At 64.0% G+C, this 23778-nt stretch carries 24 protein-coding genes; 9 read left to right on the top strand and 15 right to left on the bottom strand.

Annotated features, from left to right (window positions below; translation table 11 throughout):
• The first annotated feature begins 87 nt into the window (after positions 1–87).
• Positions 88–855, top strand: a complete 768-nt coding sequence (locus tag HMPREF1023_RS12060) for an SDR family NAD(P)-dependent oxidoreductase (protein ID WP_009306643.1) — start codon at positions 88–90, stop codon at positions 853–855.
• Between the two features lie 100 nt (positions 856–955).
• On the opposite strand, the gene HMPREF1023_RS12055 is transcribed toward HMPREF1023_RS12060, so the two are convergent.
• From HMPREF1023_RS12055 to HMPREF1023_RS12045, 3 genes are all read right to left on the bottom strand, one after another.
• Complete coding sequence (locus tag HMPREF1023_RS12055) at positions 956–2275, bottom strand: MFS transporter (protein ID WP_009306642.1); 1320 nt, start codon at positions 2273–2275, stop codon at positions 956–958.
• A 260-nt stretch (positions 2276–2535) separates the two neighbouring features.
• Positions 2536–3336, bottom strand: a complete 801-nt coding sequence (locus HMPREF1023_RS12050) for a glycoside hydrolase family 25 protein (RefSeq protein ID WP_009306641.1) — start codon at positions 3334–3336, stop codon at positions 2536–2538.
• Positions 3337–3471: 135 nt separating this feature from the next.
• On the bottom strand, positions 3472–4224 hold the full coding sequence (locus tag HMPREF1023_RS12045; protein WP_009306640.1) for a biosynthetic peptidoglycan transglycosylase: 753 nt from the start codon (positions 4222–4224) through the stop codon (positions 3472–3474).
• Between the two features lie 221 nt (positions 4225–4445).
• Here HMPREF1023_RS12045 and HMPREF1023_RS12040 point away from each other — a divergent pair, with 221 nt between their 5' ends.
• Positions 4446–4856, top strand: a complete 411-nt coding sequence (locus tag HMPREF1023_RS12040; protein WP_009306639.1) for an Rrf2 family transcriptional regulator — start codon at positions 4446–4448, stop codon at positions 4854–4856.
• Here HMPREF1023_RS12040 and HMPREF1023_RS12035 read toward each other — a convergent pair.
• Genes HMPREF1023_RS12035 through HMPREF1023_RS12020 form a run of 4 tightly spaced genes read right to left on the bottom strand, consistent with a single transcriptional unit; the run spans position 4853 to position 7544 of the window.
• Positions 4853–5560 carry an ABC-2 transporter permease gene (locus HMPREF1023_RS12035; protein WP_009306638.1) on the bottom strand — a complete coding sequence of 236 codons (708 nt, stop codon included), beginning with the start codon at positions 5558–5560 and terminating at the stop codon, positions 4853–4855. The genes HMPREF1023_RS12040 and HMPREF1023_RS12035 overlap by 4 nt on opposite strands.
• 21 nt (positions 5561–5581) lie before the next feature.
• Entirely contained in the window at positions 5582–6280 is a 699-nt protein-coding gene (locus tag HMPREF1023_RS12030; protein WP_009306637.1) for an ABC-2 transporter permease, read from the bottom strand.
• Positions 6277–7167 carry an ABC transporter ATP-binding protein gene (locus tag HMPREF1023_RS12025; RefSeq protein ID WP_009306636.1) on the bottom strand — a complete coding sequence of 297 codons (891 nt, stop codon included), beginning with the start codon at positions 7165–7167 and terminating at the stop codon, positions 6277–6279. The genes HMPREF1023_RS12030 and HMPREF1023_RS12025 overlap by 4 nt, the downstream gene beginning before the upstream one ends.
• Entirely contained in the window at positions 7167–7544 is a 378-nt protein-coding gene (locus HMPREF1023_RS12020) for a GntR family transcriptional regulator (protein WP_009306635.1), read from the bottom strand. The genes HMPREF1023_RS12025 and HMPREF1023_RS12020 overlap by 1 nt, the downstream gene beginning before the upstream one ends.
• Positions 7545–7826: 282 nt before the next feature.
• On the opposite strand from HMPREF1023_RS12020, the gene HMPREF1023_RS12015 reads away from it, so the two are divergent.
• Positions 7827–8015, top strand: a complete 189-nt coding sequence (locus tag HMPREF1023_RS12015) for a hypothetical protein (protein WP_009609382.1) — start codon at positions 7827–7829, stop codon at positions 8013–8015.
• A 9-nt stretch (positions 8016–8024) separates the two neighbouring features.
• On the opposite strand, the gene HMPREF1023_RS12010 is transcribed toward HMPREF1023_RS12015, so the two are convergent.
• Positions 8025–8819 carry an EFR1 family ferrodoxin gene (locus tag HMPREF1023_RS12010; protein ID WP_009306633.1) on the bottom strand — a complete coding sequence of 265 codons (795 nt, stop codon included), beginning with the start codon at positions 8817–8819 and terminating at the stop codon, positions 8025–8027.
• 304 nt (positions 8820–9123) lie between these two features.
• On the opposite strand from HMPREF1023_RS12010, the gene HMPREF1023_RS12000 reads away from it, so the two are divergent.
• Positions 9124–9486, top strand: coding sequence for an arsenate reductase family protein (locus tag HMPREF1023_RS12000; protein WP_009306632.1), 363 nt, complete (start codon positions 9124–9126; stop codon positions 9484–9486).
• A 36-nt stretch (positions 9487–9522) separates the two neighbouring features.
• Here HMPREF1023_RS12000 and dtd read toward each other — a convergent pair whose 3' ends face one another.
• Positions 9523–9969 (bottom strand): D-aminoacyl-tRNA deacylase, encoded by a 447-nt coding sequence (dtd, locus tag HMPREF1023_RS11995; protein WP_009306631.1) that lies wholly within the window; start codon positions 9967–9969, stop codon positions 9523–9525.
• Between the two features lie 144 nt (positions 9970–10113).
• Between dtd and bilS the strand changes: the two genes are divergently transcribed.
• Positions 10114–10629, top strand: coding sequence for a flavodoxin family protein BilS (gene bilS / locus HMPREF1023_RS11990; RefSeq protein ID WP_009306630.1), 516 nt, complete (start codon positions 10114–10116; stop codon positions 10627–10629).
• Positions 10630–10707: 78 nt separating this feature from the next.
• Here bilS and HMPREF1023_RS11985 read toward each other — a convergent pair whose 3' ends face one another.
• The 3 genes from HMPREF1023_RS11985 to hdcA form a co-directional block, all read right to left on the bottom strand.
• Positions 10708–11613: a DUF368 domain-containing protein gene (locus HMPREF1023_RS11985; RefSeq protein ID WP_009306629.1), complete on the bottom strand. Its 906-nt coding sequence runs from the start codon at positions 11611–11613 to the stop codon at positions 10708–10710.
• A 237-nt stretch (positions 11614–11850) separates the two neighbouring features.
• Positions 11851–13350, bottom strand: a complete 1500-nt coding sequence (locus HMPREF1023_RS11980; RefSeq protein WP_009306628.1) for a basic amino acid/polyamine antiporter — start codon at positions 13348–13350, stop codon at positions 11851–11853.
• Positions 13351–13426: 76 nt separating this feature from the next.
• Positions 13427–14380, bottom strand: coding sequence for a histidine decarboxylase, pyruvoyl type (hdcA, locus tag HMPREF1023_RS11975; protein WP_009306627.1), 954 nt, complete (start codon positions 14378–14380; stop codon positions 13427–13429).
• Between the two features lie 231 nt (positions 14381–14611).
• Here hdcA and HMPREF1023_RS11970 point away from each other — a divergent pair, with 231 nt between their 5' ends.
• From HMPREF1023_RS11970 to HMPREF1023_RS11960, 3 genes are all read left to right on the top strand, one after another.
• Entirely contained in the window at positions 14612–15166 is a 555-nt protein-coding gene (locus HMPREF1023_RS11970; RefSeq protein WP_015761222.1) for a TetR/AcrR family transcriptional regulator, read from the top strand.
• 188 nt (positions 15167–15354) lie between these two features.
• On the top strand, positions 15355–16128 hold the full coding sequence (locus tag HMPREF1023_RS11965) for a 4Fe-4S dicluster domain-containing protein (RefSeq protein ID WP_232228721.1): 774 nt from the start codon (positions 15355–15357) through the stop codon (positions 16126–16128).
• Between the two features lie 199 nt (positions 16129–16327).
• Positions 16328–17107, top strand: a complete 780-nt coding sequence (locus HMPREF1023_RS11960; protein WP_009306624.1) for a MerR family transcriptional regulator — start codon at positions 16328–16330, stop codon at positions 17105–17107.
• A 116-nt stretch (positions 17108–17223) separates the two neighbouring features.
• Here HMPREF1023_RS11960 and HMPREF1023_RS11955 read toward each other — a convergent pair whose 3' ends face one another.
• The 3 genes from HMPREF1023_RS11955 to HMPREF1023_RS11945 form a co-directional block, all read right to left on the bottom strand.
• Positions 17224–18243 (bottom strand): YhcG family protein, encoded by a 1020-nt coding sequence (locus tag HMPREF1023_RS11955; RefSeq protein WP_009306623.1) that lies wholly within the window; start codon positions 18241–18243, stop codon positions 17224–17226.
• Between the two features lie 105 nt (positions 18244–18348).
• Positions 18349–19863, bottom strand: coding sequence for an ATP-binding protein (locus tag HMPREF1023_RS11950; protein WP_009306622.1), 1515 nt, complete (start codon positions 19861–19863; stop codon positions 18349–18351).
• A 119-nt stretch (positions 19864–19982) separates the two neighbouring features.
• A complete protein-coding gene (locus tag HMPREF1023_RS11945; protein WP_009306621.1) occupies positions 19983–21584 on the bottom strand; it encodes a VWA-like domain-containing protein in 1602 nt (533 codons plus the stop codon).
• 148 nt (positions 21585–21732) lie between these two features.
• Here HMPREF1023_RS11945 and HMPREF1023_RS11940 point away from each other — a divergent pair, with 148 nt between their 5' ends.
• Entirely contained in the window at positions 21733–23715 is a 1983-nt protein-coding gene (locus tag HMPREF1023_RS11940; protein ID WP_009306620.1) for a leucine-rich repeat protein, read from the top strand.
• The last annotated feature ends 63 nt before the right edge of the window (positions 23716–23778 follow it).

Here is a 23778-nt window from a genome sequence, read left to right as displayed (position 1 = left end):
TTGAGTTCTCAGGGCGCGATAGCATGCCCGCATGCGCGCCACGGTACCATACGGGGCAGGCTGTGCAGGCGAATCGAAGGAGAAAGCATGGACATGGGCTTGAAGGACAAGGTGGTGCTGATCACCGGCGGTGGCGGCGGTATCGCTCGGGGTATCGAGCGCGCATTCGCCACCGAGGGTGCGAAGTTCATCCTCACCGACCTGTTCCCCGGCGGTCTGGAAGCGGCAAAGGAGGAGCTTGAGCGCGATTTCGGCTCCGAAGTGTTCACGATTCTCGCGAACGGATCGGTGGAAGAGGAGGTGCGTGCGGCGGTCGAAGCGGGCGCCGAGCACTTCGGCGGGCGCATCGACGTCCTGATCAACAACGCGCAGGCGTCGGCGTCGGGATTGACGCTGGTCCAGCATTCGGAGGAGGACTTCGACCTGGCGGTTCGATCCGGCCTGTACGCGACGTTCTTCTACATGAAGCATGCCTACCCTTACCTGAAGGAGACGGCGGGATCCGTCATCAACTTCGCTTCCGGCGCGGGCATCGGCGGCAATCCAGGACAGAGCTCCTACGCTGCGGCGAAAGAGGGCATCCGAGGCATGAGCCGCGTGGCCGCATCGGAGTGGGGCCCCGACAACATCAACGTGAACATCGTATGCCCTATCGTCATGACGAAGGCGCTCGAGGAATGGCGCGAGCGCGAGCCCGAGATGTACGAGAAGAACGTGAAGGCGATCCCGCTCGGACGCTTCGGCGACGCGGAGAAGGACGTAGGACGCGTGTGCGTGTTCCTGGCCAGTCCCGATGCCTCGTTCGTAACGGGCGACACCATCATGGTGCAGGGCGGCTCCGGCATGAAGCCGTAAAGCTGCACCAAACGCCAACCCTCCCTAACTCGGCGAAAACGGGGGCTGCTCGACAGTGTCGGACAGCCCCCGTTTCGATGTCTCGAGCAAAAGAGAGCCGCTAGCCCTCTTCCGAGACTGCTCCGATCTCCGCGTTCGCCTCGGCCGCGCTGTCGCGCAGGACGTGCGGCTCGTCATGATCGAGGGCGCGCACGCTCTTGAACAGGTACACGGTCAGTCCCAGCGCAATGCATACGAGGCCGTCCGCCACGAAAAACGCTGCTACGCCCATAGCTTCGGCGGCCACGCCGCCGATGGCGATGCCCACGGGGGAGGCCAGTCCCATGGCGGCCATGGCCAGGCCCAGCGCGCGGCCCGTCTTCTCCTCGGGCACGTTGCGCTGGATGAGCGTGATCAGCGGTCCGTTGAACCAGGAGCATGCCAGTGCCATGACGGCGCACAACGCTACGAACGCCCAGAACATGGTGGGGGCGAGGAATCCGCACGCCGTGGTGGTGACACCCACGATGAGGGAGGCCACCGCGATGAGTCCGGCCAGGCGCTTGCCGCCGCCCCAGGCCATGAGCACGATGGACCCCGCGATCATCCCTACGCCGAACGCGGCTTCCACGACGGACGCCATGTAGCCGTCACCGCCGAAGTGGTCGTACGTCATAAGCGGGAAGATGGCGCCCAGCGGGGCGAACGCCATCATGCCGATGGTGATGCCGGCGATGAGGATGACGAGCCCGCGGGTTGCCGACAGCGCTTTCCAGCCGTCGCGAAGGTTCGCCAGCACGTGCTGGTTCTCGGCGGTCTCATCGGCGACGGTGGGGATCTTCGCCAGCGCAAGCCCCGCCACGGCCACGAGTGCTCCGGCGAAGTCGAGGAACATCACGGAGTGGAACCCGATGGTGGTGTACAGGAAGATGCCGAACGCGGGGGCGCCGATGGACGCGACGGACATGAGCAGCTGGTCGAGCGTGTTGATGCGCAGCAGGTGCTTCTCGGGCACGAGCAGCGGCATGGCGGCCATCATGGCGGGGCCGTGGAAGGCCTGTCCGATGCTGCGCACGATGACGAGGATCATGAGCAGCGGAAACGATACCTGCCCGAACAGGATGACGATGCCCAGCCCCAGCGACACGATGCCCACCGAGAGGTCGGCCACGATCATGACCGTCTTGCGGTTGTGCTTGTCGGCGATGACGCCGCCGAAGGGCGACAGCAGTCCTTGCGGCAGATACGCGCAGATGGCGGCCGCGGCCAGCATGATGGCGCTGCCCGTAGTCTCGGTGATGTACCACACCACGGCGTATCCCGCGGCGTAGCTGGTGATCATGGAAGCGGCTTGTCCGCCCCAGATGGTGGCGATGATCGCAAGCCAGCGCTTCGGCAGCTCGCGACCGGCTGCGCTCAGGGGCGCGGTCGATGCAGTCATGGATAGCTCCTATAGAACGAGATGGTCGGATGAACGTCAGTGTGAGGTAGCGAACGCGGTTGCGCTACCAATTCTAGATGGAAGAAGGCCGCCGAAGCGGCAACTATGCGTTGCGCGAACGCGCGGCGCGGGGATGAATCGCAAATCGACTGAGCGATTTAGCGGAAAAGGCGACCAGCCATCGAGCATGCTCCTCATGATTTCGAGCGAAAAGTGACGGCCAGTGTATCACGAACCGATGAACGTGCCAAGGGCGGGTTTTACTTCGCGGGCGGCAGCAGAAGGTTGAGGTCGACGGCGGTGCCGATGCCGGCCACGGAACCGCCGTTGGTGTACTGCCAGATGGCGAAGTCGAACTGCGCGTGCGGCTCGGCAGCGTCGTACTCGGCGAACCAGACGGGACGTCCGCCCAGATCGGCGCGGTCGTAGCGCGCCATATCGCCGCTGTTGCCGTAGATCATCGTCTCGTAGCCGCCCTGCTCGAGGCGTTCGCAGAACGCCCGCGCGCACGCGGTGAGCGTTTCGCGGTCCATGTTGTTCGCACGACCCGCGCCGTCGGCGACGGGCTCGTGGTCGTACGCCACGGGCAGCGCCAGGTAACGGCCGGCCAGCAGCCGCAGCACGAACTCGGCTTCTTCGCGCGCCTCTTCGACGCTGACGGCTTGCGAGAAGAAGTACGCGCCCACATCGAGGCCCGCGCTCGTCGCATTGTCGATATTCTCGGCGTATCGGGTATCGGCGTACAGCGCGCCCTCGGTGTAGCCGCGGTTGCCCACGCGCACGAAGGCGAAGTCCACGCCGTCGCTCGCCACAGCGCTCCAGTCGATGGCGCCTTGATGGTCGGACACGTCCACGCCTAACTGGGAGCGCACCTCGCCGTTCTCGCGGAAAGCCAGGCGGTCGCCCGAACGTTCGAGTCCGCTCCAATCGTAGGGGCTCACGTATGCCTGCGCCGCGGGCTCCGCTGCATCTTCGGGGCCGCATGCCGCCGTGAAGCCGAGCGATCCCAGCAGGGCGACGGCGGTCAGGGCGGCTGCAACGGTGGTTTTGAATCGTTTCATGCGGCTTATCCTACCAAAGCCCCCGTCGTCCGTGCGCGCGAACCCGTCGGCGCTACGACGACTACAGAACCTGCATGCAAGGCGTGCACCGCTCTGACGCGGTGTTCGGCGCGAGCGGATCGATGGGACGGCGCGTCATGCGGCCAGCGCGCGCAGGTTTCCCAGAATGTGCTGTGCTGCGTCCTGCCCGAGGTAGTCGTAGGATACGAGCTTCCGCAACACTTCCTGCTGGCGCTCGCGCGCGAGGCCAGGGTTCTGAGACAGCGCGTACACGCTCGGCGCGTTCGGGATGCCGGCCAGCAGCGTGCATTCGTCGGCATCGAGCGCGCTGGGGGCTTTGCCGAAATAACCCCAGCTCGCACTGCCGATGCCCTCGTAGCCGTCGCCGAAGTAGATGGAGTTCACGTATAGCTCCAGGATAGTGCGCTTCGAGAAGTGCTGCTCCATCGTCAGCGCCATGAACACTTCGGCTATCTTGCGCTCGACGGTCTGCTCTTGGGTGAAGTACTGGTTCTTCGCCAGCTGCTGGGTGATGGTGCTGCCGCCTTCCACGATGGCGCCCGCTTTGAGGTCGTTCACGAGGGCGCGCGCCGTGGCGATGGCATCGAAGCCGGGATGGGCGTAGAACCGATGATCCTCCACGGCCACGACGGCCTGCAGGTACAGGTCCGGCAGCTCGTCGATGGGCGTGAACGACTCGCTGCTCTGGATGGATGCGGCCATCTCGTCGAGGCCGGCTTCCTCGATCGCTTCGCGGTACAGGTTGAACCCGCGTGCAAGAAAGTACACTTCCACGAGCACGACGAGGATGAGCGCCGCCAGGGCGAGGCGCCCGATGAACGTGATGGCTGGATGCGCCGTCGATGCACGATGCGCCGTTCCTTTCATGGTTTCCACCTTTCTGTAGAGGAAAACTCCCCACTACGTTATACCAAGCGGTTCTTAACGCCGCCTTACCGACCGCTTGCCCCATCCTTACATTCCTGCAAGAAAGGCGTGTTCTATCAGGTAAACGATGGGCTATACTTTTGAAAACGACACGAACGAGAAGGGTGCGGCCGTCGCGTGCGGCAAGGCCGGTAACACCATCGAAGGACGGTGCGACGAACATGATGATATCGACACGGGGACGCTATGCGTTGCGGCTCATGATCGACATCGCACGACAAGGGGAAGCCGGCGCGCTGGTCACCATGCGGCAAGCGGCCGAGCGGGAGGATCTGTCCGTCAAATACCTCGAACAGCTGGGCGGGGCGCTGGTGAAGGCGGGCGTTCTCAAAAGCGTGCGCGGCGTGAGCGGCGGGTATCTGTTGGCGCGTCCGGCTGATCAGATCACTGCGGGAGACGTCTTGCGCGCCACCGAGGGCAGCTGCGCGCCGGTGTCATGCCTCGAAGACGGCGCGGAGGCGTGTCCGCGCCGCGATCAGTGCGTGGCCATCAATTTCTGGCGTGGGCTCGACCAGGCCATCGAGGATTACGTGGACAACGTGACGCTGGCCGATCTGGTTCAGATGGGCTAGAGGTCGCGCGTCGCGTACCCGCGAACCGCCGCGCGCTCCGATACGACGTACAAGGCGAGCGCCGCCGCCGTGACGCATCCTCCCACGACGAGCGCGCCGCCCAGCGACTGCGCGGCGACGACGATCCGGCCCACGAGGGGAAGAAACGCGTCGAAGTTCATGGAGCGGAATATGTAGATCCAGCCCATGAGGGCGAGCATGAAGGCGAAGGGGATGTAGCTGGCGAGCTTGCGGTGGCTGTCGGCGAACATGAACGGCAGCAGCACGCTGAACATGGCGATGGTGAGGGCGAACGTGCCGGCCGCGAACGATACGACGCCCGCAGCGTCGAAGCCTACGGCGAAATGGCGGACAAGGGGAAGCCCCGGCACAACGGCGTTGACGATGCAAGCGGTCGTATACGCTGCGACGCCGAGAGCGACGCATCCGGCGACGACGACGGCGATGCTTGCGTAGCGTCCCGCCACTACGTTTGCTCGCGAAAGCGGCAAAGCCTGGCGAAAGGCGACCCAATCGCGCCGCTGGTCGCGCAGCAGCATGGGCATGAGCACCATGTGGGACATGGGGAAGCCGGTGAGCAGGATGATGGGAGTCGCGTTCCCCGCTGCCAGGCATATGCCCGTTGCAAGGAGCGCCCACAGCGCCACGTTCTTCGGCAGCGATTTCGCCAAAGCGAGGAAATCGGCAAGCATCATGGTCTTCATGGGGCGCTCCTTTTCCGTCCGCTAGAGCTCGCGCTTCTGGTACAGCTTGGTGGAGATTACGGCTGAGATCGCGTAGACGGCGGCCGTGATCGCAAGAACTCCGGCAGCGATGGCGATGGTGCCCGCGGGCGACTCCAACAGGTTCAGCACGTTCGCGACGAACTCGGGCGGCGGCCCGTTGCCGTCGAGCTGGAACGCGAAGAACACGCCGATTATGATGAGCAGCGGCAGGTAGCGGACGCCCTTCGTCATGCCGAACCGCGAGAACAAGGGCATCGTGACGGACAGCATGACCAAGATGATGGCCAATCCGGCGACGGACGCGAAGAGCATGGTCTGCCACGAGAAGTTCCCCATGAGGTCGGCTAGCTGGGGAACGCCGGGGGCGATCTGCGCGACGGCGACCATCACGAGCGTCACCAGCAGGCCTGCCGCGATGCCCAGCAGCGCCAACAGCGCGAAGCTGACGTAGCGGCCTGCGATCACGTTCGATCGCGACATGGGCAAAGCCAGACGGAACTGCTGCCAGTTGGCGCGTTCGTCAAGTGCGAGGATGGTGATGGTCAGCGAGAAGGGGATCATCACGCCCACCATGGGAGCGGCGACGTAGAGGTTGCCTATCATGACGGTTATGAAGATGCCCACGGCGATGGAGACGCCCAGCTGTTGCAGCAGGTATTTCTTCGCGATCAGAAGATCGGACATGATCATGGCTTTCATCGGACCTCTCCTTTCAGCATCATGCCCATGTAGACATCGATATCGGCCTTGTCGACGGCGATGTTCTTGAAGTTCTCGGCGAACGCGAAACGGTCGGGAGCCAGTACGTCGATGCCGTAGGGGTGGCGCATGCTGCGCAGCTCGCCGGGGGCGAAGAAGCCGCTCTCGGCGATGCGCTCGTAGTCGGTCGCGCGGCAGTGCGCGATGCCGGCCAGATCGGTGATCGTGTCCTTCTCGACGGCGAACACGATGCGACCGGCGTCGATGCACACAATGTAATCGGCGATCTTCTCGAGGTCGCTCGTGATGTGGCTGGACATGAGGATGCCGTGGCGCTCATCGCGCATGTAGCCGCGCAGGATGTCGAGCGCTTCCTCGCGGGCGAGCGGGTCGAGCCCGGCGGTGGCCTCGTCGAGGATCAGCAGGTCGGGGTCGTGTGCCAGCGCGCAAGCCAGCGACAGCTTCATGCTCATGCCGCGGGAGAGGTCCTTCACCGTCTTGCTCTTAGGCAGCTGGAACTGTGCCAGGCGCTGCTCGAAGTCGGCAGGGCTCCAGGAGTCGTAGCTGTACGACATGAGCTTGCCCACCGAGGCGACGGTCATCTCCTCGGGGAACGAGCAGGTGTCGAACACCACGCCCGTGCGTTGCTTGGCGTCCTTGATCGCCTTGCTGCCGGCATGTTCGCCGACGTTTTGGCCGAGCAGCTCGATGGAGCCGGCATCGGGGTATATGAGGCCGAGGATGGCCTTGATGGTGGTCGTCTTGCCGGCGCCGTTCGAGCCGATGAAGCCGACGACGCTTCCGGCGGGCACGGTGAGGTCGACGTTTCGGAGGTCGAAGCCGTCATAGTGCTTCGACAAGCTGCGTATGCGGAGGAGGTCGTTCATCAGTCGTCACTTTCTGCGATGAGGTCGAGCATGTCATGGAGCTCCGGGATGCCGACGTTCGCGCCGCGCGCTTCGTCGACGGCCTGGACGAGCAGCTCCTCGATGTGCCGAAGGCGCTCCTCGCGAAGAAGCTCGAGGTTGCCGCCGGCCACGAAGCTGCCCTTGCCGGGCACCGTCTCGATGAAGCCTTGGAGCTCCAGCTCGGCGTACGCGCGCTTGGTCGTGATGACGCTGATGCGCAGGTCGCCGGCCAGTGCTCGGATGGAGGGCAGCTGCTGCCCTTCGCCCAGCTCACCCGTCAGGATGAGGGCCTTCATCTGCGAGACGATCTGGTCGTAGATGGGCTTGTCGCTCGCATTCGAGATGATGATGTCCAACTCAGGCTCCCTTTCGTGGTTTCGTGCGCGAGCGCCGGGGCGTCCCCCTGCGCTCGGGTGGCGCGTCGCGGCGTCCCGCTTCGCGCCGGGAGAGGCCAAGCACGTTCCTCGTCCCCTCCGGCCGGGCATCGTCCACTCCGTAACGTGTAGAGTGTATATACCCGATATGCACACTATAAACAATAGATACGGAAGCGTCAAGACAGCGCATGCGATCAACTGCCGTCATTGACGTAATACGGTATTGCGCATCTATGCTCGATGAAGCGAAAGGAGCGTGTCATGGTTGCCGTCATCGACAACGAAGAGCTTCCGAAAGCTTTCCCCTCGCTTGAAGACCTAAGGAGCGGGCATCGTGCATTGACGCCTGAGCGAAAGGCGGAACTGCGGGAGCTTATCCGTTCGACGACGCTTGAGGCGCCCGACGGCTGGGGAGAGCGGTCGTTCAAGGAATTGCTTGAACGAGGCTAGGGAGGAGCGTTATGCGCGCTTGGGAGCTTTCGCGAGGACGGGGTTGACGTAGCGGCCGCGACGCTCGGTCTTCGCACCGTACTGGATGGCGTTCACGGGGCAGCGGTGCAGGCAGGCGAGGCACTGCGTGCAGCCCAGCTCGGCCCAGCGGGGCGCGCCTTCGATGATCGTGATGGTGTTGGTGGGGCAGAGGTCGGCGCACTGGCCGCAGCTGATGCAGGTGGGCAGCGCGAAGAACTCCGAGGTGGATCGCGGCTTCTCGTCCTTTTCGGTGAACTTGGACAGCACGATGCCTAGGGGATTGCGGTGCTCGGCGCGCACGTGCTCGCGGGCTGCGATGCGATTTGCCGTCTCGCGCGCGGCAAGTTCCGCGCCGGCAAGCAGGCGCTTGCGCTTCTCGCCTTGGGCGGGCGCGTACAGGTATGTGCAGTTGCCCACCGATTTCACGCTGAACGAGGCGTCGAGGTTGATGCCCTGCGCGTCCAACAGGCGCTTGCCGAAGACGCGCGCCGTGCTGCCCACGAACGCGCCGCAGCTGATCACGGCGAAGCAATAGTCGGGCGTGAAGGTTTCCTTGTTGCCCGTGCGGAAGCGGGCTCGCTTGAGGAACGCATCGATGATGGGCGGCGTGGTGTAGTTGTAGACGGGGAAGACGAAGCCCAGCTGCTCGCCTTGCGCGAGCGTGAAGTCGAAGTCCTTGTACTTGTAGGCCGCGCCGATGTCGACGAGCAGGTCGTCCGTTGCGCGCGCGATGGTCTGCGCCGCCGCGAGCGAATTGCCGGTGCCGGTGAAGTAGAAGATCATGAGCCGCCTTTCCGTCTGTATGCCTTCAGTATACCAAGCCGAGCCTGCGCGAACGATGACCCTTTTGCAACCGAAGGCGGTTACGATGTTTCACGTGAAACATTTGTACGTTTGATCGACGTGCGCGTCTGCTTCGCCTCGGACGTCCTTCGCCGTTTCCGGCAGGATCGAAGCGAGCGAATGTTTCACTTGAGACATTCCGCCGCCGAGGCATGCGGCGCCCGTTCGCTTCGCTTTGCGGCTGCTTGAGGCCGCTCTGGTATGATGAGCGGGATACGAAGGCTGCAACGCGAAGGAGAAACCCATGGCGGACGTGCTGTTCATCGAATATCCGAAGTGCTCCACTTGCAAGAAGGCTAAGGCGTGGCTCGACGCGCACGGCGTGGCGTACGCTGACCGCCACATCGTGGAGGACAACCCGACGTCCGACGAGCTGGCCGCTTGGCATGCGAAAAGCGGACTGCCGCTGCGCCGTTTCTTCAACACCGGCGGCATGCTGTACCGCGAGCGCAACGTAAAGGCCCTGCTGGATGCCGGCATGAGCGACGCGGACGCCTACGCGCTGTTGGCCGAGAACGGCATGATGGTGAAGCGCCCGCTGGTGGTGGGCGACGACTTCGTGCTGGTCGGCTTCAAAGAGGTCGAGTGGGAGCGGGCGCTGCTCTAGCGCGACAGCGCGCCGGAGCATCGTCGCATCGTCGCGCTAGAGCGCGTCGGTGTCGAGCCACAGCGTGAACGGACCGTCGTTGGTCAGGCTCACGTCCATGTAAGCGCCGAAGCGCCCCGTTTCCACGCGAGGCACGTCGCGGCGCGCGCGTTCGACGAACCATTCGTACAGCCGGTTCGCCTCGTCGGGCGCGCCCGCCTCGGTGAACGAGGGGCGGTTGCCTCGTCTGCAGTTCGCGAACAGGGTGAACTGCGACACGACCAGCACTTCGCCGCCCACGTCGGCTAGCGACAGGTTCGTCTTGCCCTCGGCGTCCTCGAAGATGCGCAGGCGCGCGATCTTGCTCCAGAGGCGTTCGGCCTGCTCCTCGCTGTCGTCGTGACCCACGCCTAGCAGGATGAGCAGCCCGCGCCCGATGCTGCCCGCCGTCGCGCCGTCGATATCTACCCGCGCGTTCGACACGCGCTGAACCACCGCTCGCATAGAAGCCTCCTCGCTTGCAGGGCGCTTGCGCCCGTTGGATTCTCTCGTTTCAGTATAACGGGGTTTACAGCGGGGTCGGACGGGCGTATAACAAGCTGATTCGAATGCGGCGCCCGCGCCGAGGCATGTAGGGAAGGAACGCTTATGAGCTACGCGATCGTGTACGACAGCCGCACCGGGAACACTGAGGCATTGGCGCGGGCGGTGGCCGCCGCGCTGCCGAGCGAAGGGCGCCTTGCGTTCGGTCGGGTGGACGAGGTGGATCGCGCCGCCGTCGCGCAGGCCGACCGCGTGTACGCAGGGTTCTGGACGAACCGTGGCGATTGCGGCGACGAGTTGGCCGAGGTTCTGGCCTCGCTCGCGGACAAGGACGTGTTCCTGTTCGGGACGGCCGGGTTCGGAGCCGACGAGACGTACTTCGCGGGCGTCATGGCGCGCGTGGCGGTGCATCTGCCCGAATCGGCGCGGATCGTGGGCACGTTCATGTGCCAGGGCCGCATGCCCGCCAGCGTTCGCGCCCGCTACGCGCAAACCGCCGAGGCTAAGCCCGAGCAGGCTGCGCGCATGCATCAGCTCATCGAGAACTTCGACGAAGCGGCGAGCCATCCCGATGACGATGATCTCGCGCGTTTGCGCGAAGCTGTCCAAGCGGCGAGCTAGCATGGCGAAGCCGGCGAGCCTTCCCGGCATCGGCTTCCATGCCGCGTTGCGGCTGTCCGATGCGGGCGTCGTAGCGCGTTAGCCCTCGGCGGGTTCCTCCAAGCGCGACCTGAGCAGCTGGAGCCCGCCGACCACGGCGCCGCCGATGAGGAAGAACACGATGCTGAACGTGTCGAGGCTCATGGCCGGCTGCGGCTCGCTCAGCGTGAGCGGCCCTTGCGTGATGGAGAACAGCGACCCCAGCATCATGCCGATGATGGCGTAGATGGTCTGCGAGCGGAAGCGCTCGAGGCACATTCTGATGAGTCGGACGAACAGAAGCATGCCGCATGCGATGCCCGCCGCGAACACCATCAGAATAGGCAGGTAGGACAGATCGAGCCCCATCGTCGCGCGCACCGCACCCATGATGGGCACGTACAGCCCGAAGATCAGCAGCAGCGTGGAGCCCGATATGCCCGGCAGCACCATTGCGGAGATGGCCGCCATCGCCGCCAGGAACACGTACGCCACCAGGCCGAGGTCGAGGCTCTTCGCCGCAACGTCGATGCCCTCTCCGCTCACGGGGCTCAGCAGCGTCACTGCCACGACGAATGCGACGCCCACGACGGCGAACGCGAGGTACGGCAGCCGTTTACGCAATGCGTCCAGCTCCTCGCGCACGACGATGGGGATGGCGAACACGATGAATCCCATGAACAGCGAGCTGACCTCGTAGATGTGCGTATCGAAGAAACTGGTCAGCACGAGCGCCGACAGCCCGAACCCGATCGCCCAACCTGCGCCCAGCTTCAGCAGGAAGCGCACGGCTGCGAAGCGCGCAGCCCTCGCGCCGTGGAACAGGTCGTCCAGCGAGCCGATGAACCGGTCGTAAAAGCCCAGCAGGAAGGCGACGGTGCCGCCCGACACCCCGGGCACGCTGTCGGCCAGGGCCATGCAGAACCCGCGGACGGAGTTGACGATGAGTTCGGTAAAGCCCTTCACGGATGACTCCCTTTCGGTTTCCAATGTGAACAGCATGGCGTATTCGCAGGGGAATCCTCGAGTCGTACACCGATCGATGGAGGATATTCAGACCGCTTAAGATTCGGTAAAGCCCGTGTAAAGGGAAGGTAAAGCCGCAGCGTTTTCGACGAATCGGGTCTGATGTGCAAGACGACCAAAAAAAGCCCGGGGCCGTAAGCGGCCTCGGGCTTCGCGGTGATCGCAATCGTGCGCGCTCTAGATATGGATGTTCCCGAACGTGATGACCGAGTAGATAAGGCCGGCGATGCCGAGCGCCAGCACCACGGCCAGGATGACCTTGTCCGACCGCTTCTCGAACAGCTTCGCCTGTCGGTCGTGCTGGCGCACGCCCACGATGTACAGCGGCAGGCCGATGGCGTACACGATGCAGGCCACCATGAGGTAGTTCAGGCCGGCCGCGTAGATCAGCCACAGTCCGTACAGCGAACCGGCCGCGCCCGTGAACACGGCCATGCCGCGGCTGGCGAAGATGCCGGACGGGTACTCCTTCTTGACGGCGATCTTGAACAGGAACAGCGTGCAGAAGAAGTAGCACGGAAGCGCCATGACGCTGGTGATGCTGATCATCGTGGTCCAGGCGTTGTTGCCTATGAAGAACGAGATGATGAGCACCACCTGCACGACGATAGTGGTCCACAGAAGGGATGTGGACGGCGAGCCGTTCTTGTTCTCCTTCACGAACATTTTGGGGAAGATGCCGCTTTTGGAGGCGGCCAGCGGCATCTCGCCCAGCATGAGCATCCAGACGAGCCAGGAGCTCAGCACCGAGACGATCACGCCGGCGTTCACCATGATCTCGCCCCATTTTCCGAACGACTTCAGCATGATGGCCGCCATCGACGGGTCGGCCATGCTGCCGACTTCCGCTTGCGAGTACACGCCGAGGGGCAGAAGCGACACGACGATGTAGAGCGCCAGCGTGACGAGGAAGCCGATGGTGGTTGCTTTGCGCACTGCGGCCTGCGATTTCGCCTTGCCCGACACGACCACGGCGCCCTCGATGCCCAGGAACAGCCACAGCGTGACCAGCATCGTGGACGAAACCTGAGGCATGACGTTGCTGAAGTCCAAGGTCAATGCCACGCCGTCTTTCATGCCCCAGAAGCCTTTCATGAACACCGAGAACTTGAACACGGTGGCCACGGCCAGGATGAAGATGAACACGGGCAGCAGCTTGCCGATGGTGCCGATGATGTTCAGGAAGCTGGTGGACTTCGCGCCGCGCAGGGCCAGCAGGTACATGATCCACGTGATGATGGAGCCGCCGATGATGGACGGAATGTTATTGCCGCCCGTGAAGTCGGGCACGAAGTAGTTCAGCGTGGCCATGACGAGCACTGAGTAGGCAACAAGCGCGAAGCAGTTGCAAATCCAGTAGCCGTACGCCACGAAGAAGCCGATCAGCTTGCCGAAGCCTTTCTCGGCGTACGTGTACAGGCCGTTCGTGAGCTCGGGTCGCGCGGCCGACAGGATGCGGAACGTGTTCGCGATGAACCAGATGCCGATGCCGGTGACGACCCAGGCGATGATGATGGCTCCTGCGGAGGCGTCTGCGGCCATGTTCTGGGGGAGGTTGTAGATGCCTCCGCCGATCATGGCGCTGATGACGATGCCTACCAGGCCGATCAGGCCAACTTTTTTCGAGCTGTCCTGGGCCGATGATCCGCCGGAACCGGAAGCGGTTTTGTCTGCCATGTTTCCAGTCCTTGTCTAAACGTGATCGAGCCGCCCGGGGGTTGCCTGGACGGCTCGATCAGGGGGATACCGTCGGTTACGCGATGTCCGTGAGCGGCTCGAAGTCCATTTGCTTGAGCCAGTCGGACAGGTGCAGGTTGTTGAGCGAGGCGAATCCGGTAGCGGGCACGGCGTTGCGGGCCAGCGTGACGTAGGGACCCACCGTGATGGCGTTGCCGATCTCGCCCGGCTTCATCATGCGGTGAGCGAAGCCCACGTAGGTGCGGTCGAACAGCACGTTCTGGTCGCGGCCGCACTCGACGACGGACCAGACGATAGCTTTGCGATGCTGCTCGAGGAACGCGATCATGTCCTCTTCGTTGTCGTTCTCGGTCCACACGCCGGCATCCTCGATGAACAGGTCGGCCGCGAAGTCGCGATCGGCGGAAAGGGAGATGGCGATGAAGGACCACACGCCGTAGCCTTTGCCCTCCTTGAGCGGGCGGTCGGTCTTCGGGCGGTAGGCGACGACGCCCTTGTTCGCGCAGATGGTGTGCGCGCCCGGAATGGGATGGTAGCGGCGGTTCTGCTCGGTGCCGAACAGCTCCACGCCTGCGCTCAGCAGCGGGGCGGCGTCGTACACTTCCAGCTCGCGGCCGTTCCACTGCTTCTCGGTGAACAGCGGCTTGCTCTTGCCGTTGTCGACCGAGTCGTGGCGGGCGAGGTCGTAGCCCCACACCTGTCCGGCCATGCCGCAGAACGACGAGGCGGTCAGCATGTTGATCTGGCCGACGTACGCATCGGCGGCCTCGGCCTTGTCGTACGTGACGATGCGGTCGACCAGCTCGTCGTTGGTCTTCTCCACCGTGCCTGCCGAAACCTTCAGCACGGACACGTAGCCGTTGCCGTAGGCGCCGGGCATGCCGTATCCGTCGCAGTAGTCGTCGTACGGACTGATGGCCGTCTTGTCGATATGCGGCGCGCGCATGGTTGCATGGTGGTTTGCCTCGCGAGCGATAGTGCGGTTGCGTCGCTCCTCAACGTTCTTCATGGATGGAACTCCTTTCGTATGCGAACGATTTCAGCGCCGATTGTAGGACCCCTCGTGCGTGTGGAATTTCGCAGGGGGGTTTCGATGGCGAGCCGTGCTTTGCCCGACGATGCGCCGTCACGAAGATGAAAGGAAGGTGTTGCCGGGATTCGTCGCATCTCTTGACGGTGCTGTTGACATACCGTATATTACAAACGTTATATAACGGTTGTAATATACGGGAGGGTGAGGATGCCGGAGCAGAAAGTGGGGCGCGAGACGGTGCTCGATGCTGCACTGGGCTTGCTGCGAGAGAGGGGAGAAACGGCGCTGAGCGCACGGACGGTGGCCGAGCGGGCGGGCTGCTCGGTGCAGCCGATCTACAGCTTGTTCGGCGACATGCGAGGACTCGTGCGCGCACTGTACGACCATGCGCGCGCGTGGGTCGCGGCGTACAACCGCGAGCATGTGGACGACGGCCGCAATGCGTTCGAGGCGAACGGGTTGTCGCATCTGCGCCTTGCGCGCACGGAGCGTCATTTGTTCCAATTCCTGTACCTATCTCCGCACATGGAGGCGACGAGCTTCGCGGAAGTGTACGAGAGCGTGGCCGTCGACGGCGTGCAGCAATGCATCGAGGAGCTGGGGCATCTGTCGCCCGCGGCGGCGCGCGCGCTGTACCTGCACATGATCGTGTACACCCACGGTATGGCGGCCATGCTGGTTGCTGGCGCGCAATTTTCCGACGAGGAACTGGGCGAACGCTTGAACGAGGCCTTCACGGGTCTGCTGACGTTGGTGAGATGAGGGAAACCATGGAGGAGTCGGAGAGAAATTGTGCGAGCGATGTTTCACGTGAAGCATCGGGTGTTTCAGAACACATGTTGCATGATGTCGTTTCGGGCGTGACGCGAGTGGAGGAACCGAATGATCCGGCGCGAGGCGGGCGAGGACGTGTTGGCGCGCGGTCGGCCGACAAGGTGCGCGGGTCGGCGGTGCGATCGGCCGACGAGGTACGCGCGCAGCGCGAGCGGGGAAGGAAGCGGCAGAACGCGCGGCAGTTGGCGCTGCTCGTGTCGTTCCTGCTGTTCCCGGTCATCATCTTCTACTTCTCACCGGCGCTGATCATCGAGGGCGCCTTGGAAGGGGCGGTGGCTGCCAGCATGCTCGTGTTCTGCCTGCAGTTCTTGTTGGCTATCGTGCTGCGTCGCGCGTGGTGCGGGTGGTTGTGCCCGGCGGGCGGCCTGCAGGAGCTTGAGGCGACCGCCGTAGGCAAGCCCGCGAAACTGGGGTGGAGGGCGCGCGTCAAGTATGTGATCTGGGTGCCGTGGGTGTGCTCCATCGTAGCGTGCGCATGGATCGCCGGTGGTTTCACGACGGTCGACCCGTTGTACGGCATACCGGGCGGCGTGTCTATGAACAGCCCTTTGGGATTGCCTATCTATTTCGGCATCGTGGCGCTGTTCTTCGTTCCCAATCTGTTCTTGGGGTGTCGCGCCATGTGCCACTGCATCTGCTGGATGGCGCCGTTCATGGTATTGGGCGAGAAACTGGGTTCGGCGCTGCGGGTTCCGCAACTGCGCATCGAGGCCGATCCGAATGGCTGCATCGGCTGCGGGAAGTGCGACCGCGCGTGTCCGATGAGCCTGCCGGTGCAAGACCTCCTGGCCGGCGGTGCCGTCGCCGACGCCGAATGCATCCAGTGCGCCGCCTGTGCCGACGTATGTCCCAAGGGCGTGCTGCGTCTGCGCATGGGCCGCATGCGGTAAGCGAGCCCGAATCGGAATGTTTCACGTGAAACATTAGTACTGTTTGTCCACTTCGATCAGCACGTGCCCTTCTTTCGAATAACGTCTGGCGAGGGGAGCGCCGCGCAACCTCAATCCGGTCGAAAAAAATTGCACGCGTCTGTTGACCCTCACGTAACGTGAGGGTGTACGCTGGTTGCACGCAGGAAAGGAGGCGCTCATGGAACGGGAACGGGCGGGCGGCGGGTACACGGTGCACGAGTTGGCCGAGCTGTCGGGATGCACGGTGCGCACGCTGCATCATTACGACGAGCTGGGGCTCGTTCGCGCGCAACGCGCCAGCAACGGGTACCGGCGCTACGGCGCGGCCGAAGTCGACCGGCTGCATCAGGTGCTGCTGTACCGGGAATGCGGCATGCCGCTTGCTGCCATCGGGCGTTTGCTGGACGACCCCGCGTTCGATGCGCGCGACGCGCTGGCCGGCCACCTGCGCGAGCTGCACGCGCGCAAGCAGCGTCTCGACGGATTGATCGCGAGCGTGGAGAAGACGCTCGCCTGTATGGAAGGTTCTGCAACTATGGAAGACGAAGAGAAGTTCGAGGCGTTCAAACAAGGCCTCGTGGGCGAGAACGAGCAGCACTACGGCAAGGAGGTGCGCGAACGCTGGGGCGACGATGCGGCCGATGCGAGCAACGCGAAGCTCATGGGTATGAGCGTCGAGCAGTACCGCCAAACCCAGAAGCTGGAGCAGGGCGTCAAGGATGCGCTGGCGGCAGCGATGGCTGCGGGCGATCCGACGGGCGAGGACGCGCACCGCGCGGCCGACCTGCACCGCCAATGGCTGTGCGAATTCTGGAAGGACGGAACGTACTCAAAGGCCGCGCACCTCGGCCTGGCCGAGATGTACGTGGCCGACGATCGCTTCAAGGCCTACTACGAAGCTGTCGCCCCCGGCGCTGCGGAATTCCTCCGCGATGCCATCAAGGCGTACTGCGCATAGGAATGTGCGCCCCGCCGCCTTTCGCGGCGGCGGGGCGCCATCTTCGCTCGCAAAACACGCCTCGGCTCCCAACGCGTGTTTTACGAGCGAAGATGCTTAGTTTTGCCGGAGCGTGATTATTCTTCTTCGCTTGCGAGCAGGCAGGTTGCTTCTAAGGCTTGCGACAGCTCCTCCTCGGTTGGCAGGCAGAGCACGTACTGCGATGCGAAGATTCCCTTCTTATCGGCGAGGACGGAATACTTGGCCACCGCTTCGTTGCGATTCGCGCAGAGGACGATGCCTATGGTGGGATTGTCGTCAGGCTGGGTGCACTGGTCGTCGAATAGGCGAACGTAGAAGTCCATCTGCCCGACATCCTGGGGCGTGAGCTTCCCGGTTTTCAGGTCGATCAGGACGAAGCATTTGAGGATGTAGTGGTAGAACACGAGGTCGATGTAGTAGTGGTCGCCATCGGCGCTGACTCGCTGCTGGCGCGCGACGAACGAGAACCCTTTTCCCAACTCCAATAGAAATTGCTGGAGTTTGTCCATGAGCGCTTGCTCTAAATCCGTTTCCAGGTAGTTCGAGTTGCCACCCAGATCGAGGAAGTCGAGTACGTAAGGGTCTTTGAGGATGCCGTCGGCTTTAGTTGGCGGCTCGAGGTTCTGGATCTCTTGTCGAACCTCGTCTTTTCCTTCTGCGCGAGTGGCCAAAAGTCGTTCGTAGTAGAACGAGTGGATCTGCCGGTCGAGCTGCCGCACCGTCCAGCGCTCTTCGACGGCGGAGCGCACGTAGAAGTCGCGACGGACGGGATCATCTATGCGTATGATCAGGCGATAATGAGACCAACTCAATTCCGCACACAGTGTGTGCGGAATTGGGAAAGCTTGATAGAATTGCCGCATAGCTTGAAGATTTCGTTCCGTGAACCCCTTTCCGAATTCGGCTGTCAGCCGTTCGGACAGGTATTCCATCAGATGCTGGCCGTATTCGGCGCGGTCGCCCTGCGCTTCGACGATTTGCCGGCCGATCTCCCAATATGCGGAAACCATCGCGTCGTTGACTGCCGCCGCCGCTTTCGTGCGCGCGGTTTCGAGTGCGGTGCGAACCGATTGATAGACGGCTTCGTCCGGGGAAGGATCGTAGATCTGCGCCATGGACAGCCTCCTTTCGAGAAGGCGGCTGTCCTTTGCGGGAAAGTTAGGGTAGCACCCAACCAGTGAATACGATGCGCTTCATTATACAGAACATCAGTTCGTTTATCAAGCCTCGTCTTCCGTCAGATCCAATCGGTTGATGCGGTCGGCCAGGTCGGCGCCGCGTTCGTAGAACAGGAGGTCTTCGTTGTGAGCGAAGTAGCGCTCGCAGCCGTGGTCGTTGATGAAGGCCATGCCGTAGCGGTTCACGGACAGGTCGGTGACCAGCAGCAGCATCTCCTGGCCATTGCGGAACGCGTCCTCCACGAAGCGGAAGGCGTTGTCCAAAGCGCTCGACACGGCCGCGATGCGCGCGTCCAGCGCATCGACCATTTCCCCGAACAAAGCTTTCACCTGCGAGAACGGCACCCCGCCGCCCGCAGCGTCGCAGCGCAGCGCGCGGTCGATCAGCGCAAGCGCGCGCTGGTAGGCCACGTACTTCTCGTCCGACAGCAGGCCCGCTTTGCGCTCGGTGTCCAAGCGTGCTTGGAGCGAGGCGGCTTCTTCGCGCAGGAGGGGCAGCGCGTTCGCGTCGTCGACGGTCAGCGCATCCCGCATCGCCGCCAGCCGTCCGTGCGCGAACTCCACCGCGCGCTCTTCCATCACGGCGTCGCGCAACCGTCCGCCCAAGGCGTCCGTGATCAGTCCCATGAGCGATACCCGTTCGTCGAACGCCGCCTCGCGGGCGCGTTCGACCACGCTCTGTTCCGCGGAGCCTTCCAGTATGCGTTCGATCTGGTAGTCGGCGCGGTACTTCGTGAACAGGTCGTAGTACACGCTGAAGCGCTTCGCAATCTCACCGTTCTGCACGTACTGGCCGATCAGCAGCTCGTCCACCGGGATGTCCTGCTCCTCGTACAGCTTCATCATGGCGGAGAGGTCGTCCCAGCCGCGCGCCGTGACGAACGACTTGCCGTCCACGGTGGTCTCCACGCGGTAGAAGTGATCGCGCTCGATGTCGAGGTACGTGAGCACGGCGGGGTGCACGCCCGTCTCCACGGCGAAGTCGCGCCAGGCGGCGAAATCAGGCTCCACGTCGATGCGCTTGAGGCGGTCCCAGGTGGCGATGTCGAAATCGTGCGCCGTGCGGTTGTACTCGGGCGGGTTGCCGGCCGTAACCACGATCCATCCGTCAGGCACGCGGTGGCGTCCGAAGATCTTGTACTGCAAAAACTGCAGCATCGCGGGCGTCAGCGTTTCCGACACGCAGTTGATCTCGTCGAGGAACAGGATGCCCTCGTGCTTGCCGGTGGCCTCCATCGCGTCGTACACGGCGGCGATGATCTCGCTCATCGTGTATTCGGACACGTCGTATTCCACGCCGTCGTACGTCTTCTTCGCGATGAACGGCAAGCCGAGCGCGCTTTGGCGCGTGTGGTGCGTCATCGAATACGACACGAACCCCACGTCGAGGTCCTGGGCGATCTGCTCCATGATGGCCGTCTTCCCGATGCCGGGCGCGCCCAGCAGGAACACGGGGCGCTGCCGTTCGGTGGGCAGACGGTAGTTGCCGAACTCGTCCTTCGAAAAGTACGCCAGCATGGCGTTTTTGATCTGCTGCTTTGCCTGACGGATGTCCATGATTCCTCCTGACGGCTTTCCGTGGCGGCCGCCTAGCCGCTCACCCCCTCGTCGCTTTCGCACACGACCCGGCCGCTCGGCCGGGAAATGTGTTTGCGAACAATTCACCGGATTGTTCGCTAGCTCAAGCTCCTCGGCGCTTCGTGGCTATGCGACTCGCCACGGAAACCCTGTTCCTCCATTGCTGACATTTCTTCCAATACGACGGTTTCGTCGAGCTCCACTTTCATGGCCCACGCAGGGACGTTCGGACTCGCGGCGGCCGAGGCGTCGTCGACGAAGACGAACGCGGTGTCGTAATCGGGCTTGCGGGCGGGATAGGTTCCCTGCCCGTCGGTGAAGTAGATGAGGCCGCCCAGGTTCACGAGGTCGCCGCGCTCCACGGCGTCGTCCACGTAGGCGAACACGGGGCGGAAGTCCGTGCCGCCCAATCCTTTGATCTCGAGGCCGTCCAGGTAGTCGTCCAGATCGCGCAGGTTCGAGATGCGCGCGACGTCCGTGATGGCGGCGTCGCATTGCACGATGAGCACGTTCATGTCGGCGAAGAAGCTGGTCTCTTGGCTGAGGATGGCGTACGTCTTCTCGATGAAACGGCGCACGAGGCCGTCCTTGGTGGAGGCCGAGGTGTCGATGGCGATGACGAAGTCGCGGATGCGCCGCTCTTCCACGTATTCCAACGGCTCGATGAGCGGGAGGTTGCCGTAGCGCTTGAGCCCGTAGCAGTAATAAACGTAGTCGAACTCGTCGTCGTTCACGCGGATCTGCTCGCCCATCCGGGCGAACTTGCGCAGGAACTCGCGATAGTCCTGCTTCTCGCGCGTCACGGCGCGCAGGTTCATGGCAAGGTTCGCGCCCTCGACGCCCCACAGCTTCGCGTAGGCGTCAAGCTGCACGCCCATCTCGTAGGCCGCGCTCTTCCACTGCTCCTTGGACCGATCTAGGTTCACCGTGTCGGCGAAGCGGTCGTCGATGGAGCGTCCTACCTGTTCGGGAGCCTCTTTCTGCACGATGTCGTCCTGGCTGACCGCCTGGTGCGACTTGTGGTTCGGCTTCGCCTGGTCGGCATCGGACGGCATCTCCATGTCGGTTCCGCTCGTGGCGGATTGGGCCGACGCGGCTCCGTCCTGCGCGTCCGCCCCCTCATCGCGTTCGCCCTCTTCCGAATTCGTTTTGCGGGCCTCCTCTGCGGCTGCGAGGCGGTACCAGGGCTCATGGTCGTCCATGTAGAACGGTGCGCGCAGATCGGCCAGCTCGGCATCGTCGAGCCCCTCATCCTGCAGGTACCGGTACACGGTTTCTGCGGTTGCCAGCGGCAGCGCCGCGTCGATGCGCGCGAGGGTCGCGCGCTGGCGCTCGGCGCGAGCGGTGCGGGTGGCGGGCAGGTCGAGTTCGGAGATGGTGCGTTCCACGACGATGTCGCATGCGGCGTCCCAGCGCGCAACGTCCACGTGCGGGCCGGGGTAGAGGTGCAGGAACACGTTGTGCAGCACGATGTGCAGATAGGCGCGAGTGAGTTCGGCCGGTTCCGCGGCGTAGAGGCGCGCGAGCGTTGCGGGGTCGAAGCGGATGTGAAGGCCGTCAGTGGCCAGCGTGGCATCGCGCACGGGGAAAGGGCGCAGGCGCGCGAACGCAGCGTTCATGAAGCGCAGGTTCACGAGCAGCGCGTTTTTCGCAAGGTCGAGCGCTTGGCGGGCAAGCGGCTCGACGGCTTCGACGGCCATGATGCTCCTTTGAACGAATGTGCGTGCGCGAAGCGCGTGCTTGCTTCGCGGCGGCTCTTGCCTTCGTCGCTTCCCGCAGTGTAGCATGGGGGAAGCCAAGGGTAAACAGGCTCGTTGCCGAGAGGTTTTTGGGAGGTAGCACAATACTATGATGGAGAACACGCTGGTCTATCATGGTGCTCATGCGCCGATCGAAGAATTGCTTGATCATGCGATCAAGAATCCGGTGCGCCTCGACGCGCGCGATGTGGAGGTTGTCGAGGCTGCGCGGGCGGTGGAGGGCGAAGTGTGGTCTCCGCAGCTTCCGGCTTATCGGGCCTGGGCTGCCGAAGGGGAAGCCGGCGACGTCGCGGGCGGTGCGGGTCGCGAGGGGGATCTGTATTCCGCAGGCGCGCTGTGGATGGGCGAGTTCGACGAGCTGCTTGCCCAGGCGGCCGAACGCGATGCCGCCGACGCGCAGGAGACGCCGCGCGCTCGTATGGAGGAAGGGCTCCGCGGAGCCGTGGGGGTGCGGCAGGTGCCCGGCGGATATGCCCTGACCGCGTTCGATCTGCGGAGATTCGCTGCGGCGGTGGGGCAGAGCGACGATTTGGCGGTTCTGCTGCCCGCGTACGTGGACGGGATCCCCGTGGTGCGCGTGGCCGTGGAAGCGTTCGCGCGCCGCTTCGTGCAGGGCGTGGGGGTGCTGCTTCTGGTGGTGCCCGACACGGTGGAGCATATCGCTGCGAACGCGTTCGCAGCGATGTCGGCGCAGCGGATCCATATCGGGCGCGGCGTAAGCCAGCTAGGAGAGCAGCGCTGCGATTTGGCGGGAGTCTCGCCGCGGTTGGCGCGCCGGGAGTATTCGGTGGATGCCGGAAACGCGAGCTATCTGGCGCGCGAGGGCAACCTGTTTTCGGACGGCGGACGGGAGCTCGTGTTCTTGGCCTCTCCGTACGGCGAGCGCGTGAGCCTGCCCGATGGGGTGGAGCGCGTGGCTTCGTCGGCGTTTGCGGACGGTTGCGAGCCCCCTGCGGTGGTGGACTGCTCGGCGGCGCTTGCGCGCGTTGACTCTCGCAGCTGGGACGACGCGGTCTGGCGCTGCCCGGTCGAGGCTCCCGCGTACCGCGCGCTTCGCAAGCGCGGCGTCCGTCTGGCGGGGCCGGCAGCCGTCGAGTTGGAAGGATGCTGGTACGACTTCGACGCGGAGGGCGCGGTGCTGGTAGCGGGGCCGCCGAAGCCGATATCGGTGTCGCGGCGCTTCGCCGAGCAGGCTGCGGTGCGCGCCGTGGCCGTGCGCGGCAAAGACGAGGTTGCAGACGATGCCGACGTCTGCGCGCTTTCGCCCGCTGCGGCGGCTGCCGAGGCGGCCACGGAGTTCGCGGCCTCGGGGGAAGCGGGCTCCACCGTGGGTTACGTGTCGGCCAGCGCGAGCGACGTGCTGGCGCTTCCGCGACAGGTGGAAGGGCGGCCGCTCGTGCGCATCGGCGTAAGGGCCCTGCCGTTCGCGCCGGCCTCGGTGGTGGTACCCGAAACCGTGCGCATCATCGAACGCGACAACGCATGCCGCGGCACGAAGCGCCTGATCCTTCCCGAAGGGCTGGTTTCCATCGGCGCGCACTGCTTCTGGTCGCGTAAGCTGGAGGGGCCCGTGCTTATCCCGGCGAGCGTGCGCTCGGTCGGGGAGGGCAGCTTCGAGTACGCGGTGTGCCGCCTGTCGCACGTGGGGGCGATCGTGCACGTGTCGGCCGATCAGCTGCTCACCTGCTTTCTGACGGACGCCTCCGACGGCGTTCCGTTCGACTTCGGGCGCTACGACGAGCTTCTGCGGTCGGGGAAAAACCTGCCCGATCGTTTGGGCGCGCTGCTGCACCGGCTGGCCGTACCCTACCGGCTCGCCGACGACATGCGCTCGGTTCTGGTGTCGCACCTGCGGGGCTACGGGCGCGAGGCCCAGGAGCGCATCGCGCGCGAGGGAGATCGGAACATGGTGGAAGCTCTGGTCAAGGCCGGTTTTATCGACGATGCCTCGTTCGATCGGCAGATCGAGCTTTTGCGCGCTTGCAACCGCACCGACTGCGTGGCGTACCTCATGGAGCATCATCGCGCCCAGGCCAAGCCGACGAGCGCGAAGGAGCGGTTCGCGCTGTGAGCCACGGCGCGTAACGCGCGTCGGAAAGGCGTGGACCCTGCGCTAGGTTTAAGCGGTTTGAGC

It is taken from the genome of Eggerthella sp. 1_3_56FAA, assembly GCF_000185625.1.
GTDB lineage: Bacteria > Actinomycetota > Coriobacteriia > Coriobacteriales > Eggerthellaceae > Eggerthella > Eggerthella lenta.
The sequence above is the reverse complement of the archived record's forward strand: the minus strand, read 5'-3'. Positions and strand labels throughout refer to the sequence as shown.